Origin of the sequence: Proteus vulgaris, assembly GCF_016239305.1 — a bacterium.
GTDB lineage: Bacteria > Pseudomonadota > Gammaproteobacteria > Enterobacterales > Enterobacteriaceae > Proteus > Proteus vulgaris_C.
In genome coordinates, this window is sequence record NZ_JAEHOQ010000012.1 from 85,023 (window position 1) to 101,477 (window position 16,455).

At 39.6% G+C, this 16,455-nt stretch carries 14 protein-coding genes; 7 read left to right on the forward strand and 7 right to left on the reverse strand.

Going from position 1 to position 16,455, the window contains the following annotated elements; genetic code table 11:
- Nucleotides 1-22: 22 nt before the first annotated feature.
- The 6 genes from JEP40_RS10555 to menE all read left to right on the forward strand — a co-directional run bounded on the left by JEP40_RS10555 (nt 23) and on the right by menE (nt 7,397).
- Entirely contained in the window at nt 23-1,354 is a 1,332-nt protein-coding gene (locus JEP40_RS10555) for an isochorismate synthase (RefSeq protein WP_198623519.1), read from the forward strand.
- A 350-nt stretch (nt 1,355-1,704) separates the two neighbouring features.
- Nucleotides 1,705-3,399, forward strand: coding sequence for a 2-succinyl-5-enolpyruvyl-6-hydroxy-3-cyclohexene-1-carboxylic-acid synthase (gene menD, locus JEP40_RS10560; protein ID WP_198623520.1), 1,695 nt, complete (start codon nt 1,705-1,707; stop codon nt 3,397-3,399).
- Nucleotides 3,374-4,141, forward strand: coding sequence for a 2-succinyl-6-hydroxy-2,4-cyclohexadiene-1-carboxylate synthase (gene menH, locus JEP40_RS10565; RefSeq protein ID WP_198623521.1), 768 nt, complete (start codon nt 3,374-3,376; stop codon nt 4,139-4,141). Before menD ends, menH begins: the two co-directional genes overlap by 26 nt.
- Nucleotides 4,142-4,153: 12 nt before the next feature.
- Nucleotides 4,154-5,011, forward strand: a complete 858-nt coding sequence (menB, locus tag JEP40_RS10570) for a 1,4-dihydroxy-2-naphthoyl-CoA synthase (protein ID WP_036935597.1) — start codon at nt 4,154-4,156, stop codon at nt 5,009-5,011.
- Entirely contained in the window at nt 5,011-5,982 is a 972-nt protein-coding gene (gene menC, locus JEP40_RS10575) for an o-succinylbenzoate synthase (protein ID WP_198623522.1), read from the forward strand. Before menB ends, menC begins: the two co-directional genes overlap by 1 nt.
- Nucleotides 5,970-7,397: an o-succinylbenzoate--CoA ligase gene (gene menE, locus JEP40_RS10580; protein ID WP_198623523.1), complete on the forward strand. Its 1,428-nt coding sequence runs from the start codon at nt 5,970-5,972 to the stop codon at nt 7,395-7,397. The genes menC and menE overlap by 13 nt, the downstream gene beginning before the upstream one ends.
- Nucleotides 7,398-7,488: 91 nt before the next feature.
- On the opposite strand, the gene JEP40_RS10585 is transcribed toward menE, so the two are convergent.
- On the reverse strand, nt 7,489-8,943 hold the full coding sequence (locus tag JEP40_RS10585; RefSeq protein ID WP_198623524.1) for a catalase: 1,455 nt from the start codon (nt 8,941-8,943) through the stop codon (nt 7,489-7,491).
- A gap of 282 nt (nt 8,944-9,225) precedes the next feature.
- On the opposite strand from JEP40_RS10585, the gene JEP40_RS10590 reads away from it, so the two are divergent.
- A complete protein-coding gene (locus tag JEP40_RS10590; RefSeq protein ID WP_198623525.1) occupies nt 9,226-9,768 on the forward strand; it encodes a YfaZ family outer membrane protein in 543 nt (180 codons plus the stop codon).
- Nucleotides 9,769-9,852: 84 nt separating this feature from the next.
- Here JEP40_RS10590 and tyrP read toward each other — a convergent pair whose 3' ends face one another.
- From tyrP to ubiG, 6 genes are all read right to left on the reverse strand, one after another.
- Nucleotides 9,853-11,064 (reverse strand): tyrosine transporter TyrP, encoded by a 1,212-nt coding sequence (tyrP, locus tag JEP40_RS10595; RefSeq protein ID WP_198623526.1) that lies wholly within the window; start codon nt 11,062-11,064, stop codon nt 9,853-9,855.
- A 182-nt stretch (nt 11,065-11,246) separates the two neighbouring features.
- Complete coding sequence (locus JEP40_RS10600) at nt 11,247-11,480, reverse strand: YgdI/YgdR family lipoprotein (protein ID WP_072068590.1); 234 nt, start codon at nt 11,478-11,480, stop codon at nt 11,247-11,249.
- Between the two features lie 89 nt (nt 11,481-11,569).
- Nucleotides 11,570-11,848 (reverse strand): class I ribonucleotide reductase maintenance protein YfaE, encoded by a 279-nt coding sequence (yfaE, locus tag JEP40_RS10605; protein ID WP_232799241.1) that lies wholly within the window; start codon nt 11,846-11,848, stop codon nt 11,570-11,572.
- Between the two features lie 25 nt (nt 11,849-11,873).
- Nucleotides 11,874-13,004 carry a class Ia ribonucleoside-diphosphate reductase subunit beta gene (nrdB, locus tag JEP40_RS10610; RefSeq protein WP_109407228.1) on the reverse strand — a complete coding sequence of 377 codons (1,131 nt, stop codon included), beginning with the start codon at nt 13,002-13,004 and terminating at the stop codon, nt 11,874-11,876.
- An 11-nt stretch (nt 13,005-13,015) separates the two neighbouring features.
- The gene (nrdA, locus tag JEP40_RS10615) at nt 13,016-15,307 is read right to left on the reverse strand and encodes a class 1a ribonucleoside-diphosphate reductase subunit alpha (protein ID WP_198623527.1); all 2,292 of its coding nucleotides are present in this window, start codon (nt 15,305-15,307) and stop codon (nt 13,016-13,018) included.
- Between the two features lie 348 nt (nt 15,308-15,655).
- Nucleotides 15,656-16,393, reverse strand: coding sequence for a bifunctional 2-polyprenyl-6-hydroxyphenol methylase/3-demethylubiquinol 3-O-methyltransferase UbiG (ubiG, locus tag JEP40_RS10620; RefSeq protein ID WP_198623528.1), 738 nt, complete (start codon nt 16,391-16,393; stop codon nt 15,656-15,658).
- Nucleotides 16,394-16,455 lie beyond the last annotated feature (62 nt).

A 16,455-nucleotide genomic window follows, 5' to 3' on the forward strand; every position in this document is an offset into this window, starting at 1 on the left:
TAATTAGTTGTGGGTATTTGGAGTGGAAAAGGTTAATCCTGTGTTTTCGACACTGTACGAAAAAGTTAAAAAAATAAATCTGACAGCACAAGGTAATCTTTTACACTTGAAAGTCGCCTTGCCATCAGAGGTCTCATTTTCATTGCTCTCATGGCTTGCTGCTCAGGTATATTATCCGCAATTTTATTGGCAGCACCGTGATGAGCATGAAGAAGTGGCTGCGTGTGGGCAACTATGTTGCTTCAATCATATACAGGATGCTCGCCAATTCTTAGCCACGCATCAGTCTGATATAAATATTGATGATGTGCGTATTTGGGGTTTAAACGCATGGGATACCATTATTCCTGGCCGTATAGATGATATAAACGGAGATGATGCTTATCTTTTTTTACCTAGAATTGAAATTAGGCGCTACCAGCAACAGCTTTCTGTTCATTTAAATCTACTTGATGACGCTGATAAAAAAGATACCTTAGGTTTTCTGCAAACATTAAATCAGTCGCTAGACATTGAGCCTCTCTCTGTTTCTGTGACTCAAGTTAATCACTCTTTAACGCAAGAACAGTGGACTCATTATCTTAATATTGCATTAGATGAAATCAACCAAGGTTTATTTGAAAAAGTAGTACCAGCAAGGGCTACGTGCTTAACATTGGATAATCCACTTAAAGCCATTCAATTTATGAAAGCAAGTCGTGATGTCAATCATCATTGCTATCATTATATGCTGGCATTTTCACCTTCAGATGCTTTTATGGGATCAACACCTGAGAGATTATATAAACGTGATGAGTTGATGCTATATACCGAAGCGCTAGCGGGAACCGTAGCGAGTTCGGATAATGATCAACAAGCGACAGCATTTGCAGATTGGCTGATGAATGACAAAAAAAATCAGCATGAAAATTTGGTCGTCGTTGATGATATTTGTCAACGATTACAAGGTGTTGTTGACGGAATTGATGTATCGTCAGCAGATGTTATCCGCTTACGTAAAGTACAGCATCTTCGTCGTTATATTCATGGAAAATTAATTAATTCAGATGATATTGATTGTTTAAAACGATTGCAACCCACTGCCGCGGTGTGTGGATTACCAAGAAGTGTTGCGCGCGCTTTTATTCGTAAGCATGAGCCTTTTGAGCGACGTTGGTATGCAGGTTCTGCTGGTTATTTATCGCTTCCTCATGCGGAATTTGCAGTAAGCTTGCGTTGTGGTGAGTTGCACGATGATACCTTGACGCTGTATGCCGGTGCAGGGGTTGTGGCAGGCTCTGAACCACAGCAAGAGTGGGCAGAAATTGAAAATAAAGCGGCGGGTTTACGAACGTTGTTGGAAAAAGAGAGTTAATTTTCTACAGAAAACCTGAGTTTGAATAAATAGTATCAGCAATAATAATCATAATTTGATAGGTGTTTTTTAAAGTCAGCTATTTAGTGCTACTCTTCAAATAACCATTGCCAGTTGTTAACTAATTGATGCTATTCTTTCCGCTGTAGCGTTATTTATTCTTATTCTTAACGATAAAAAAGAGCGCTTTGAAAGTAAGGCGGATAATTCGCCTAAATAATGCACTCTTTGAGTGTTTTCTTTAACGATTTATTTAACGAAAACTTCTGTTCATTGAACTAGGCTAAGGAAAAGTATTTAGGAACAGATATTATAATAGCAATTGCAGGTTTTCGTTGTTGGGATGATCAATGTCTAATAGTTCGTTTAATCGCCAATGGGCTAAAGTTATACTCGAAACTTTGACTCGTCATGGTTTACGCCATATCTGTATCGCACCCGGATCACGTTCGACTCCTTTAACACTCGCAGCTGCCACTAATCAAAAATTAATATGTCATACGCATTTTGATGAACGTGGGCTTGGGCATTTAGCCTTGGGGTTGGCAAAAGCAACCAAAGATCCTGTTGCTGTGATTGTGACATCGGGTACCGCTGTCGCTAATTTGTATCCGGCATTAATTGAAGCGGGATTAACAGGGGAGCGTGTTATCTTTTTAACCGCAGACCGACCGCCCGAGTTAATTGATTGCGGTGCAAATCAAGCTATCCGTCAGCAAGGTATTTTTGCAACGCATCCTTCACAAACACTCTCTTTACCACGACCGACAACGGATATTCCCGCAAGTTGGTTAGTTTCTACACTTGATAATGCGATGAATACATTGGTTCATGGCGCATTACACGTCAATTGTCCTTTTGCTGAACCGTTATATGGTGATGATGTTGAAACATCAACGCCATGGACTGAGGCTTTAGGAAATTGGTGGCAAAATGATAACCCTTGGTTACAAGAAACACGTTTTAACTCAGTTTCAACACACCCTCAATGGAATGAATTACGCCAGAAAAAAGGCGTTGTTATTGCAGGGCGTATTAGCCATGAAGAAGGTGTTGAAGTCGCAAAATGGGCATTACAATTAGGCTGGCCTTTATTAGGTGATGTATTATCACAAACTGGGCAACCGTTACCTTGTGCCGATTTATGGTTGAATAACGCACAAGCAAAATCAGAACTCAATAACGCCGAAATCGTTATTCAATTTGGCTCAAGTTTAACAGGTAAACGTTTATTGCAATGGCAAGTGGGATGTTCTCCTAACGCTTATTGGATTGTTGATCCTATTCCGGGACGCTTAGATCCCGGCCATCATCGAGGTGAAAAATTTACATTATCACCAATGCAATGGTTAAGGACGCATCCGGCTGTTGATAATTTACCTTGGGCTAAAGCATTAACGCGTATCGCTACAGAAACCTATCAAAAGGTAAGTGAAATAACGAATTATTTTGGTGAAGCACAGGTTGCACATCAATTAGATAAATTACTTCCTAGTGATGGACAGTTATTTGTTGGCAATAGTCTGATAGTTAGATTAATTGATGCTTTTGCTCAATTACCACAAGGTTATCCTGTAATGAGCAACCGAGGTGCAAGTGGTATTGATGGTTTGATTTCAACCTCCGCAGGCGTTCACCGCGCGACAAAAAAGCCAACATTAACAATTTTGGGCGATTTATCGGCACTGTATGATCTGAATAGCTTAGCGTTGCATCAACAAGTTTATGCACCTAATGTTATTATCGTAGTGAATAATAACGGTGGGCAAATATTTTCTATGTTACCCACGCCAGAGGCAGAGCGAGAACGTTTTTACTGTATGCCTCACTCATTAAATTTCAAACATGCAGCCGCAATGTTTGGTTTGCATTATGTATCACCAACAAGTTGGGATGCACTGTTAACGACTGTTCAGGAGTGCTGGGCAGGGGCGCCAACAACCACATTAATTGAATTAATTGTTGATAATACTGATGGCGCAAAAACATTAAATCAGCTGGTAAAACAGGTAACATCTCATGACTTTAGCATGTCAGCGATATAATACCCATAATGAAGGGCCTTGGTTAGTTTGGTTGCATGGGCTATTAGGTGAAGGTTGTGAATGGGAGCCTGTCATTCAGGCTTGCCATGAATATCCATCACTTGTGATTGATTTGCCTCGTCATGGTGGTTCTGCATCTATCAGCGCGAAAGATTTTGTTGAAGTGAGTACATTGCTAACAGACACACTAAAAGAGCAAGGTATTGATCACTATTGGTTAATTGGTTACTCGTTAGGTGGCAGGATCTCAATGTATCATGCATGTTTTGGTGATACGACAGGATTAATGGGATTGATTGTAGAAGGTGGCAACCCAGGTTTGTATGATGCAACAGAAAGGCAAAGCCGCATTGCACATGATAAACGTTGGGCTGAGCGTTTTCGTAATGAATCTATTTGTGATGTATTAACACAATGGTATCAACAACCCGTGTTTGCTGATCTAAGTGATGAAAACAGACGATTATTGATTGAAAAACGTCGCCATAATGCGGGGTTTTGTATTGCAGAAAGTTTAGAGATGCTTTCTTTAGGCCACCAGCCTTGGTTAGTCCCTGAATTACAGCAACTCACCTTGCCGTTTATTTGGCTTTGTGGTGAGAAAGATAAAAAATTTCAAGCGATAGCGCAGCAATATTCGCTACCATTAACGACTATCCCGCAAGCTGGACATAATGCGCATCAGGCACAGCCAGCTGCTTATGCTGCGGTGATAAATCATGTTTTATCCCTCTTTGGTTAAAGGAACCTAATTATGCTTTACCCGAGCGAAGAAAAGTTATATGCACCGATTGAATGGCTAGATTGTTCTGAAGGTTTTGAAGATATCCTCTACCATAAATCAGTCGATGGCATTGCAAAAATTACGATTAACCGCCCGCAAGTGCGTAATGCTTTCCGTCCTTTGACAGTGAAAGAGATGATCCAAGCATTAGCGGATGCACGTTATGATGACACAATTGGTACTATCATTTTAACAGGTGCGGGTGAAAAAGCATTCTGTGCTGGTGGTGACCAAAAAATTCGTGGTGACTACGGCGGATATCGCGATGATAGCGGTACACATCACCTGAATGTGTTGGATTTCCAACGCCAAATCCGTACTTGTCCGAAACCTGTTGTGGCAATGGTCGCGGGTTACTCTATTGGTGGTGGTCATGTGCTTCATATGATGTGTGACTTAACTATCGCGGCAGAAAACGCTATTTTTGGTCAAACAGGCCCTAAAGTGGGTTCTTTTGATGGTGGTTGGGGTGCTTCTTATATGGCCCGTATTGTAGGTCAAAAGAAAGCACGCGAAATTTGGTTCTTATGCCGTCAATATGATGCAAAAGAAGCATTAGAGATGGGTTTGGTTAACACTGTTGTTCCTTATGCCTCTCTTGAAAAAGAAACGGTTCGTTGGTGTCGTGAAATGCTGGAAAACAGCCCAATGGCATTACGTTGTTTGAAAGCAGCATTAAATGCGGATTGTGATGGTCAAGCTGGTCTGCAAGAATTAGCCGGTAATGCAACTATGCTGTTCTATATGACGGATGAAGGTCAAGAAGGTCGCAACGCCTTTAACGAAAAACGTCAACCTGATTTCTCTCGATTTAAACGTAACCCATAATGAGAAACGCCAAACTCTATTCATTCAGCCTACCTGTAGATGCAGGCGTTGTTCTGCGCTATCAAAGGCTAAAAACGCGTGATGGTTTTCTTGTCTGTTTAGAGCAAAATGGCAAACAAGGATGGGGTGAAATTTCACCTCTTCCTGAGTTTAGCCGTGAAACTTTAGAGCAAGCACAAGCATCAGCGCAATCTTGGTTAACTGCGTGGTGTGCGGGTGAAAACCCAGAGCACAGTAAGCTGCCAAGCGTGGCTTTTGGTATAAGTTGTGCATTAGCAGAGCTTGAAGGCACATTGCCACTAGAGGCAAATTATCGCGCGGCACCTTTATGTAATGGCGACCCTGATGATTTGATTTTAAGCCTTAATGATATGAAAGGTGAAAAAGTCGCTAAAATCAAGGTGGGATTATATGAAGCGGTACGCGATGGAATAGTCGTTAACCTGTTATTAGAAGCCATTCCAGACTTAAAATTAAGATTGGATGCGAACAGAAGTTGGACCCCCGCCAAAGCAGAAGGATTTGCGAAGTATGTAAACCCTGCATGGCGTGATCGTATTGCATTCTTAGAAGAGCCTTGCAAAACACCAGAAGAGTCGCTGGCTTTTTCTCAAGCAACGGGAATTAATATTGCTTGGGATGAAACAGTTCGAGACGATGGGTTTGAAATAACACCACAACCCGGTGTCTCTACCATTGTGATAAAACCCTCATTGGTGGGAAGCCTTGAACATTGCCGCTCTTTAGTTGAGCAAGCGCATGCTTTAGGGCTTGATGCTATTATCAGCTCAAGCATTGAAAGTAGCTTCGGACTTACTCAATTAGCAAGAATTGCACAATGGTTAACGCCTAATAGCATTCCAGGATTGGATACCGTTGATTTAATTAAGCAACAACTTATTCGTCCTTGGCCCGATGTGGATATTCCGCTTATCTCTCTTGAACAGCTAGAGATTGTATGGCAACAGTAGTTCAATTTAAACAATGGCCGTGGCATCACTGGGCACAAGTTAGTCCAAATGAAACGGCCATTATTTCAGGTGATTTACCTATTACATGGCAACAATTAAGTTGTCATATTAATCAATTAGCGAACCATTTTATTAAGCAGGGTGTTAATACCCAAAGCACAGTATTGTTACGTGGCAAAAACCATATCAATCTTGTTTTTATATTACTCGCTATTTTTCAATGTGGTGCAAAGGTTTTACCTCTAAATCCACAACTCCCTAAGCCCTTACTGGATGATTTACTACCTCATTTAGACATTGATTTTTATGCCGATCTGAGTGAGTCAATACAGGATCTAGAGGCTACATTGCTTGATCTTGAGGGTGTTGAGTTTGATAGCAGATCACGCCAACATAAAAATGAAACTGGGGATGTATCATGGTTGCCTTCTCGTATGGCGACCCTGATCCTGACTTCTGGTTCATCAGGATCACCTAAAGCAGCGGTACATACATTTGATGCTCATCTTTGTAGTGCTAAAGGTGTTCTATCATTAATACCTTTTGAAAAAAATGATAGCTGGTTGCTCTCTTTACCTCTATTTCATGTATCAGGGCAAGGTATTTTTTGGCGCTGGTTGTTACGTGGTGCAACGCTAGTGGTGCGTGATATGTATCCTTTTGAAAAAGCGTTACAAGGTTGCACTCATGCTTCTTTGGTACCTACACAACTTTGGCGTTTCTTGCAAAATAGCGCTCAACAAGATAATCAACTATCTACTACCTTAAGATCTGTTTTATTAGGTGGAGCGATGATCCCCATTGAGTTAACACAAGAAGCAGAGCATCGTGGAATTCAGTGTTGGTGTGGTTATGGAATGACGGAAATGGCCTCTACTGTTTGTGCCAAACGCGCTGACGGTAAAGCAGGAGTAGGGCGTCCACTAAAAGGCAAAGAAATTAGGTTAGTCGATGATGAACTCCAGATACAATCTGACAGCGTTGCTTTAGGCTATTGGTTTGATAGTAAATTAAAACCATTATCACTCACTGCTGATGGCTGGTATTCAACACGAGATAAAGGCGACTTTATTGCTGATGAATGGTGTGTTTTAGGACGTTTGGATAATCTCTTTTTCAGTGCTGGCGAAGGTATTCAACCAGAAGATATAGAAAAAATTCTCAATACATATCCAAGTGTTAGCCAATCTTTTGTTGTCCCTATTGATGATGTAGAATTTGGGCAACGTCCTGTTGCGGTTGTCGATGCTGATATTGAAATAATCAATCAATTACCACAGTGGTATCACTCTCGATTAGCGGGATTTCAACGACCCGTTGCTTGTTTACAACTTCCTGAAAGCCTTAAAAATGGCGGAATTAAAGTTTCCCGTAAACAAGTGCAAGAGTGGGTGAAACAGCAACAAGTGAATTGATATTGTTATTCTATCGAATTCTTTTTAGAAAGGCGCCCGAAGGCGCCTTATTATTTTTGCCGAGTTGCTCACAGGGCTTCTTATTATACGGTTATTTAGCGTCTTTCTCTTCTAACACTTTAATCGCTTTTTCAACGCCTGCACCATATTCAGGATGAACTTTAGTAAATAAGTCGATTTGGCGTTGTTGTGTCTCTTTACTTGCTTGTGATAATTCTCCCGCAATACGCGCAAACATACGTTGATGCTCGTCATCGCTTAATAGCTCATACAGTGCACGAGGCTGGCTGAAATAATCTTCATCTTCACGATGGTTCCAGTGATCGGCAGCACCTTCAATAGAGAGTGGTGGCTCTTTAAAGTCTGGTTGCTCTTGGAACACACCGCCACTATTTGGCTCATAAGTAATGCCATTACCACTATTACCATCAACACGCATAGCACCATCACGATGATAATTATGGAATGGGCATTTTGGCGCATTAACCGGGATTTGATGATGGTTAACGCCTAAACGGTAACGATGCGCATCACCATAAGAGAATAGACGACCTTGTAACATCTTATCTGGTGAGAAACTAATGCCAGGAACAATATTAGCAGGGCTAAATGCTGCTTGTTCAACATCAGAGAAGTAGTTATCTGGATTGCGGTTTAACTCAAAGTAACCAACATCCATTAGTGGATAGTCAGCATGTGGCCAAACTTTAGTTAAATCAAATGGGTTATAAGGAACCGTTGATGCCTCTTTTTCTGGCATGATCTGAATTTGTAACTTCCAGCGTGGATAATCACCACGTTCAATGGCTTCAAAAAGATCACGTTGAGAGCTTTCTCTATCTTTACCAACCAAAGTTTCAGCTTCATCATCCATTAAGTTCTTGATACCTTGTTGGCAACGGAAATGAAATTTAACCCAGAAACGTTCATTATCTTTATTGATAAAGCTATAAGTGTGGCTACCAAAACCGTGTACAAAGCGATAGCTTAAAGGTAAACCACGATCGCTCATATCGATAGTTAATTGGTGCAAAGATTCAGGTAAATGAGAAAAGAAATCCCATTTATAAGCCATATTACGCATATTAGTGCGAGGGTCACGTTTTACGATATGGTTAAGATCAGGGAATTTAAGTGGATCACGTAGATAGAATACAGGGGTATTATTTCCCACCATATCCCAGTTACCTTCTTCGGTATAAAATTTTAAGGCGAATCCACGAATATCTCTCTCAGCATCAGCTGCACCACGTTCACCCGCAACTGTTGAAAAGCGAGCAAACATTTCTGTTTTTTTACCTACTTCAGAGAAAATTTTAGCTCGAGTATATTTCGTAATATCGTGAGTGACGGTAAAAGTACCAAAAGCACCAGAGCCTTTTGCGTGCATACGTCTTTCAGGGATAACTTCACGATCAAAATGGGCGAGTTTTTCTAAAAACCAGACATCTTGTAGTAACATTGGGCCACGAGGTCCTGCTGTTATTACATTATTATTATCTACAACTGGTACACCAGCCGCCGTTGTGAGCTTTTTCTTTTCCATCACATCTTCTCCAATTTGTGGAATAGTGAACATTAAAAAATAGCATGGGTGAATAAAACGAAGCGAACAGCCTTATATTTATTATGGTTAATTTTTGCTGTAATTCCACTTTAGCAATATTAAACTTATTAATAAAACCAATTAGACCAATAACATTGATAGATGTAACTTATTTACATAGATTGAAAATTCTACAGATTAGCTTTCAATTTTGACTCAAGTTGTTTAATAAATTTGTTGTATAATTATAAGTTAGGACAATTGTTTGCTGGGGTAATCATAATGAAAAAGTTTTTATTATTAGGAGCGATGAGCGCATTGTTTATTTCTGCTAATGCCAATGCCATATCGATGAATGTGCAAGCAGGTAAACATTATACTGATGTACAAGCAGGTTTAGGTGATGCCGATTCTGGGCTCTCTTTTAACGGTAACTGGGCACGTAGTGATCACGATGGTCAGTTAGGTAGCTTAGGTGCAAAATTTGCGTTACCACTCGGTCCTTTCTCGGCAAGTGTTGGCGGTAAAGCACTTTACCTATCACCAAAAAATGGTGATGACGGAGCTGCTTTAGCGGGTGGTGTTGGACTTAATTGGCGTGTTTTGCCTTCACTGAGTGTTTATGGTGAAGCTTATGCCTCGCCGGAAGGATTAACATCAGGAAGTAAATCTTATTATGAAGCTGATGTCGGCGCTAAATACACGGTATTTAAACCACTTCATGTTAATGCAGGTTATCGGGTGATTGAAATCGAAAACTCACATAATAGAAGTAATAATAAATTAGCTGATGGTTTCTATGTTGGTGCAGGTTTAAGCTTCTAAGCAAAAACTTGCAGTGACGTTAAATAAAAAGCAGGTATTGAAAAATCAACACCTGCTTTTTTGTTGTCTATATAAAAAAAGTGATTAACCAACTTGAGGTAATAAACCAAAAGTGATGGCGATTTGAATACCAATTACAACTAAGCCACAAGTAAATACAACGGTTAATGCACCTTTTCCGCCTTTGACTTTGTATTTATCAGAGCTGTGTTGCTCTTGTCTTACTTTCCAAACTAATAAAGCGGGTAGTAACAGTGCCAAAATAGATAATGCAATAGCAGCATAAGCTAAGGCTTGCACAAAGTTAGGAAAATAAAGAGCACAAAGTAAAGGTGGAACGAATGTTAATAAGCTTGATTGCATGCGACCTGTTGCACGATTACTGCGTTTAAATAGGTCAGCAAGATAATCAAATAAGCCTAATGCAACACCAAGGAATGATGTAGCTAAAGCCAATGCGGCAAATAAGTTTACTGCAATATTGACGCGAGGCGTTGCAACGACATCACGGATAGCTGTAAGTAAGCCATTTAAACCTGATTGTTGCGCCATAATTCCCATAAAGGTATTTGTTGGAATGGCACCTAGTGTGGCAATTTGCCATAAAATATAGGCAACAAGAGGGATCGCACTACCAATAATAAAGATAATACGTAATTTTTTAATATCACCATTCATATAACTTACAATACTTGGCACGCTACCGTGAAAACCAAATGAAGTAAAAATAACGGGAATAGCAGAAAGAATAAGTCCTTGAGCGACGGGCATTGACGTTAAATTGGCGCTTTCAACGTGGGGTAGCATCACAACTAGCATAAAGATTAAGAAAAAGACTTTTGCTGTAAATAGCAGTCGATTAATCATATCAACTGATGTGGTACCAATACCCACCACAGCACCGCCAATCACTGTAAAGATTATAATACCTTGAGTGACAGAGAGTTCATGACCAATCCAAGAGGATAGGGTAGATGAAAGCAATTCGCCAGCACCGCTAATGTAAGCCGTCGTCAATGCATACATCAATAAGAGTAGAGCAAGCCCAGTGATCACTTGACCACCAACACCAAGATAACGCTTAGCAATTGAACCAAGACCAGTATGAGGATCGTTGTATTGATAGACTTCCACTAGCAAGAGTGCGGTATAACTCATTAATAACCACAGTCCTACGAGTAATAGCATGATAGTACCAAAGCCAATACCTACCGCAGCCAGTGGCATTGCCAACATGCCTGCCCCAATTGTTGTTCCTGCAACAATAAAAACACTACCTATAGTGCGATTTTTCACTAAATCCTCTGCTCGCTAGCCTATTTTATTTATATAAAATGCAGAGTATAAGAATGGTAAATATCTGTCAAATTTTAATTACGTATAGTGTAATGATATGTTTACAAAAAATAAAGGGCGAATAAAAAAGCGCCAATTTATAAGTATTAATTGGCGCTTAATTGGAGGGGTAATTAAGAATATTAATCGTCAAGCTCTACCATTCGTCTTATTTGATCACGATTAATTTGTTTCAATTGTCCTGTTTCTGCATCTTTGTAGGTAATTAATCCTGTTTTTTCATCTTCTTGGGGTTTATCTGTTGTTAAAATCGTTTCTCCATTCACTGTTTCTATTTTTTGTGGAGTTGAACAGCCAGCAACTAATAAGAGTGATGCAGAGATAGCAACAACTGAGAAAATAGAATTTAATTTCATAATAATTTTCCTTTTTTATCAATGTAATTTAATTCTAGTCAATGATAGACAACAATGTTAGAAAAAAAGGAAAATTCAGATAATTCAAATCATTCAGAGCAAATTTCTATTTCAATGTCACTAATAGGATGACAGCTACAAGGTAAGATTTCATCAGGTTGGATAAATGCTAAAGGTTCATTGCGATAGCAAACCTTACCTTTTACTAAACGTAGACGACAAGAGCCACAATAGCCTTCACGGCATTGGTATTCGACTTGGATTTTCCCATGCTCTAAAGCATCCAGCAGTGAAGGATGGGCGTCAGTATGAAATTCTAGCGGTGTTGAAAGACCCTGCTGATGCAGGGTCACTTTATGAGATGCCATAACGTATCAGTGTTATTTCTCAGTATTACAGTTCAAAATTACTCAAGTCATCAGTATCAACTTGTGAATCAATTTGACCCACAAGATAAGAACTGACTTCAACTTCTTGAGGTGCTACTTGAACGTTGTCAGACACTAACCATGCATTGATCCATGGAATAGGATTTGAGCGCGCTTTAAATGGTAATTTAAGGCCTACTGCTTGCATACGAATATTTGTAATATATTCAACATATTGGCAGAGGATTTCTTTATTTAAACCAATCATCGAGCCTTCAGAGAACAGATATTCCGCCCACTCTTTTTCTTGCTCTGCGGCTTCAACAAATAAGTCATAACATTCTTGTTCGCATTCTGCGGCTATTTCTGCCATTTCAGGATCATCTTGACCTGAACGCAGTAGATTTAGCATGTGTTGTGTGCCAGTTAAGTGCAAGGCTTCATCACGCGCAATCAATTTAATGATTTTGGCGTTACCTTCCATTAACTCTCGTTCAGCAAAGGCAAATGAACACGCAAAGCTCACATAGAAACGAATAGCTTCTAACGCATTTACACTCATGATACACAAATAAAGTTGTTTCTTTAATTTGCGTAAAGTCACATTAACGGTTTTGCCTTGAACATGATGATCGCCTTCACCATACATGTGATATAGGTTAGTTAATCTGATTAACTCATCGTAATAAGAAGAAATATCACGTGCACGTTTTAAAATTTCTTCATTTTCAACGATATCATCAAATACGACAGAAGGATCGTTAACAATATTACGGATAATATGAGTATAAGAGCGCGAGTGAATGGTTTCAGAAAATGACCATGTTTCAACCCATGTTTCTAACTCAGGGATCGAGATTAAAGGTAAAAATGCCACGTTAGGGCTTCTGCCTTGAATCGAATCCAACAGTGTTTGATATTTTAAATTACTAATAAAAATGTGTTTTTCATGATCGGGCAGCGCATTATAGTCAATACGATCACGAGAAACGTCCACTTCTTCTGGACGCCAGAAGAAGGAGAGTTGTTTTTCAATTAGCTTTTCAAAAATAGGGTATTTTTGCTGATCATAACGCGCTACGTTAACAGGCTGCCCAAAAAACATGGGCTCCTGAAGTTGATCATTTTTAACTTGTGAAAAAGTAGTATAGGACATAGCTTCCTCAATTAAATTTTACACGCGCCGCCTTCACAATCTGAATCTTCCGTCTCAACGACTTCTTCCAGATCACCCTGTACATCATCTGCACCATCACGGGTGTTGTGATAATAAAGTGTTTTTACACCATATTTGTAAGCGAGCAGCAAATCTTTCAGCAGTTGGTTCATTGGAACCTTACCGCTAGGGAAACGAGTAGGATCGTAGTTAGTATTCGCTGAAATCGCTTGGTCAACGAATTTTTGCATAATGCCCACTAACTGCAAGTAACCTTCAATACTTGGCATTTGCCACAGTAATTCATAAGCGCCTTTCAAACGCTCATACTCAGGAACCACTTGACGTAAAATACCGTCTTTAGAGGCTTTGATACTGATATAACCACGTGGTGGTTCGATACCATTGGTTGCATTCGAAATCTGTGAAGAGGTTTCTGATGGCATCAGTGCAGACAATGTTGAGTTACGTAAACCGTGCTCTTTAATGTCTTTGCGTAGGCCTTCCCAGTCGTAATGTAAAGGTTCTTTTGTCAGGATATCTAATGATTTTTTATAGGTATCAATAGGTAAAATACCTTCAGCATAAGTGGTTTCATTAAACCATGGGCACGCGCCTTGTTCTTTTGCTAATTCATTAGATGCTTTTAATAAATAGTATTGAATTGCTTCAAATGCACGATGAGTTAAGTTATTTGCACTACCGTCAGAGTAGCGAACACCGTGTTTTGCTAAGTAATAAGCAAAGTTAATAACACCAATACCTAAGGTACGACGGCCCATTGCACCTTGTTTAGCCGCTAAGATCGGATAATCTTGGTAATCTAATAACGCATCCAGTGAGCGAACAGCTAAACGAGCTAGCTCCTCTAAATCATCAAGATTTTCAATTGCACCTAAGTTAAAGGCCGATAAGGTGCAGAGTGCAATTTCACCATTAGGATCTTTAATATCATTCAATGGTTTAGTTGGCAGTGCAATTTCTAAACACAGGTTTGATTGGCGGATAGGTGCAATAGCCGGATCAAACGGGCTGTGTGTATTACAGTGGTCAACGTTTTGAATGTAAATACGACCTGTTGATGCACGTTCTTGCATCATTAATGAAAATAACTCAACCGCTTTAACTTGTTTTTGGCGGATGCTCTTATCTTTTTCATATTGTACATATAAGCGTTCAAATTCATCTTGATCGGCAAAGAAGGCATCATATAAACCTGGAACATCAGAAGGGCTAAATAAAGTAATATCTTGACCTTTGATTAAACGCTCATACATTAATTTGTTTAATTGTACGCCGTAATCTAAATGACGAACACGGTTATCATCAACACCACGGTTGTTTTTCAGTACCAGAAGGCTTTCAACTTCTAAATGCCATAATGGATAAAACAGTGTGGCTGCACCACCTCGAACACCGCCTTGTGAGCAAGATTTCACCGCAGTTTGGAAGTGTTTATAGAAAGGAATACAACCTGTATGGAATGCTTCGCCATTACGAATAGCACTGCCTAATGCACGAATACGACCTGCATTAATACCAATACCCGCACGTTGAGAAACGTATTTTACAATAGCGCTTGATGTCGCATTGATAGAGTCAAGGCTATCGTCACACTCAATTAATACACAAGAGCTAAATTGACGAGTTGGTGTTCTGACGCCAGCCATAATTGGCGTTGGTAATGAGATTTTAAAAGTAGAAATCGCATTATAAAAGCGTTCGATATAGTCCATACGTGTTGCTTGTGGATAACGGGAGAACAAGCAAGCTGCAACTAAAACATATAAAAATTGTGCACTTTCGTAAATTTCACCGGTAATGCGGTTTTGAACGAAATATTTACCTTCTAGCTGTTTAACTGCTGCATAAGAGAAGTTCATATCACGTTGATGAACAATAAAATTATTCATCTGTTCAAATTCTTCTTGGGTGTAATCTTCAAGAAGATGACGGTCGTATTTACCTAGATCAACTAATTTTTTAACGTGTTCATAGAGCGTTGGTGGCTCAAATTGGCCATAGGCTTTTTTGCGTAAGTTAAATACGGCAAGACGGGCAGCAAGATATTGATAATCAGGAGTTTCACCTGAAATTAAATCTGCAGCAGCTTTTACCAGAGTTTCATGGATATCAGCAGTTTTGATACCATCATAAAACTGAATCTGAGAACGTAGTTCAACTTGAGATACAGAGACATTTTCTAGACCTTCAGCGGCCCAGGCAATTACACGGTGAATTTTGTCTAAGTCAATGCGTTCTTTATGACCATCACGTTTTGTGACAAGCAGGCTGTGATTCATGAGCGATGCACCTTTCTTGCATTAGTGCTACCTGAAATTTTATACCGCAAAAAAACGCTCCCGATGACAATGAGTGTCAAGGAGTCTTGTGGTGTGAAATTTAAGGAAACACAATATATAGGGGTTGGTTCAAATTGTGATAACAAGATAAAGGTAATTGAGAGATTGATCAAGTGTACAAATCTGATTGTTTCTGTGGATAAATAGGGGATAAATTTTTTAATAACTGCCCGTACCCTGCATAAATACAGGCAGTAAGAAACTCAAATTCAAGTGACAATGATGTAAAGTCAATTTTAAAAAATGTGATCGTTTGATGTTTTATTAAACCAAATCAAACTTTCAGTTTCACGAATTCGAGTTATGTATCGATTGTGTGTGTACCATATAATTCACATCGACGTTTGGCGCTAATCGGAATTTGTCAGTGATTGGGTTATAATGTAAGCCAATCATATTTTTGCTACGTAAGGCTGTTTCATCAACCCAACTGAGCAGTTCTGATGGACGAATAAACTTATTAGCATCATGTGTGCCTTTAGGTACCATATTTAGAATATACTCCGCACCTACCACCAGCATTAGCCATGCTTTTTTATTACGGTTAATGGTCGAAAAGAAAACATGTCCACCGGGTTTTACCAATTTTGCACAGGCTCTTACGACAGAAGAGGGATCTGGAACGTGTTCTAACATCTCCATACAGGTAACAACATCGTAAGTTTGTGGGTTTTCATTTGCATGGTTTTCAACGGTATCTTGAATGTAAGTCACAGGAATACCTGACTCTAATGAGTGCAAGCGTGCAACTTGTAATGGCTCTGTGCCCATATCAAGGCCAGTAACTTCGGCACCGACACACGCCATACTTTCAGATAAAATACCGCCACCACAGCCAACATCGAGGACTTTTTTTCCAAATAAGCCGTCAGCGCGTTCTTGGATATAGTTAAGTCTTAGTGGGTTTATACGGTGTAATGGTTTAAATTCACCTTCAAGATCCCACCAGCGTGACGCGACGCTTTCAAACTTGTCGATTTCATGCTGATCCACGTTAGCATGTAAAGAGGTTGTTTTATCATTCATCAGAAAGTATTACTCCTATTTTCATATTGCCATGATTCTACCAACGTTAGACGGTGAAATCG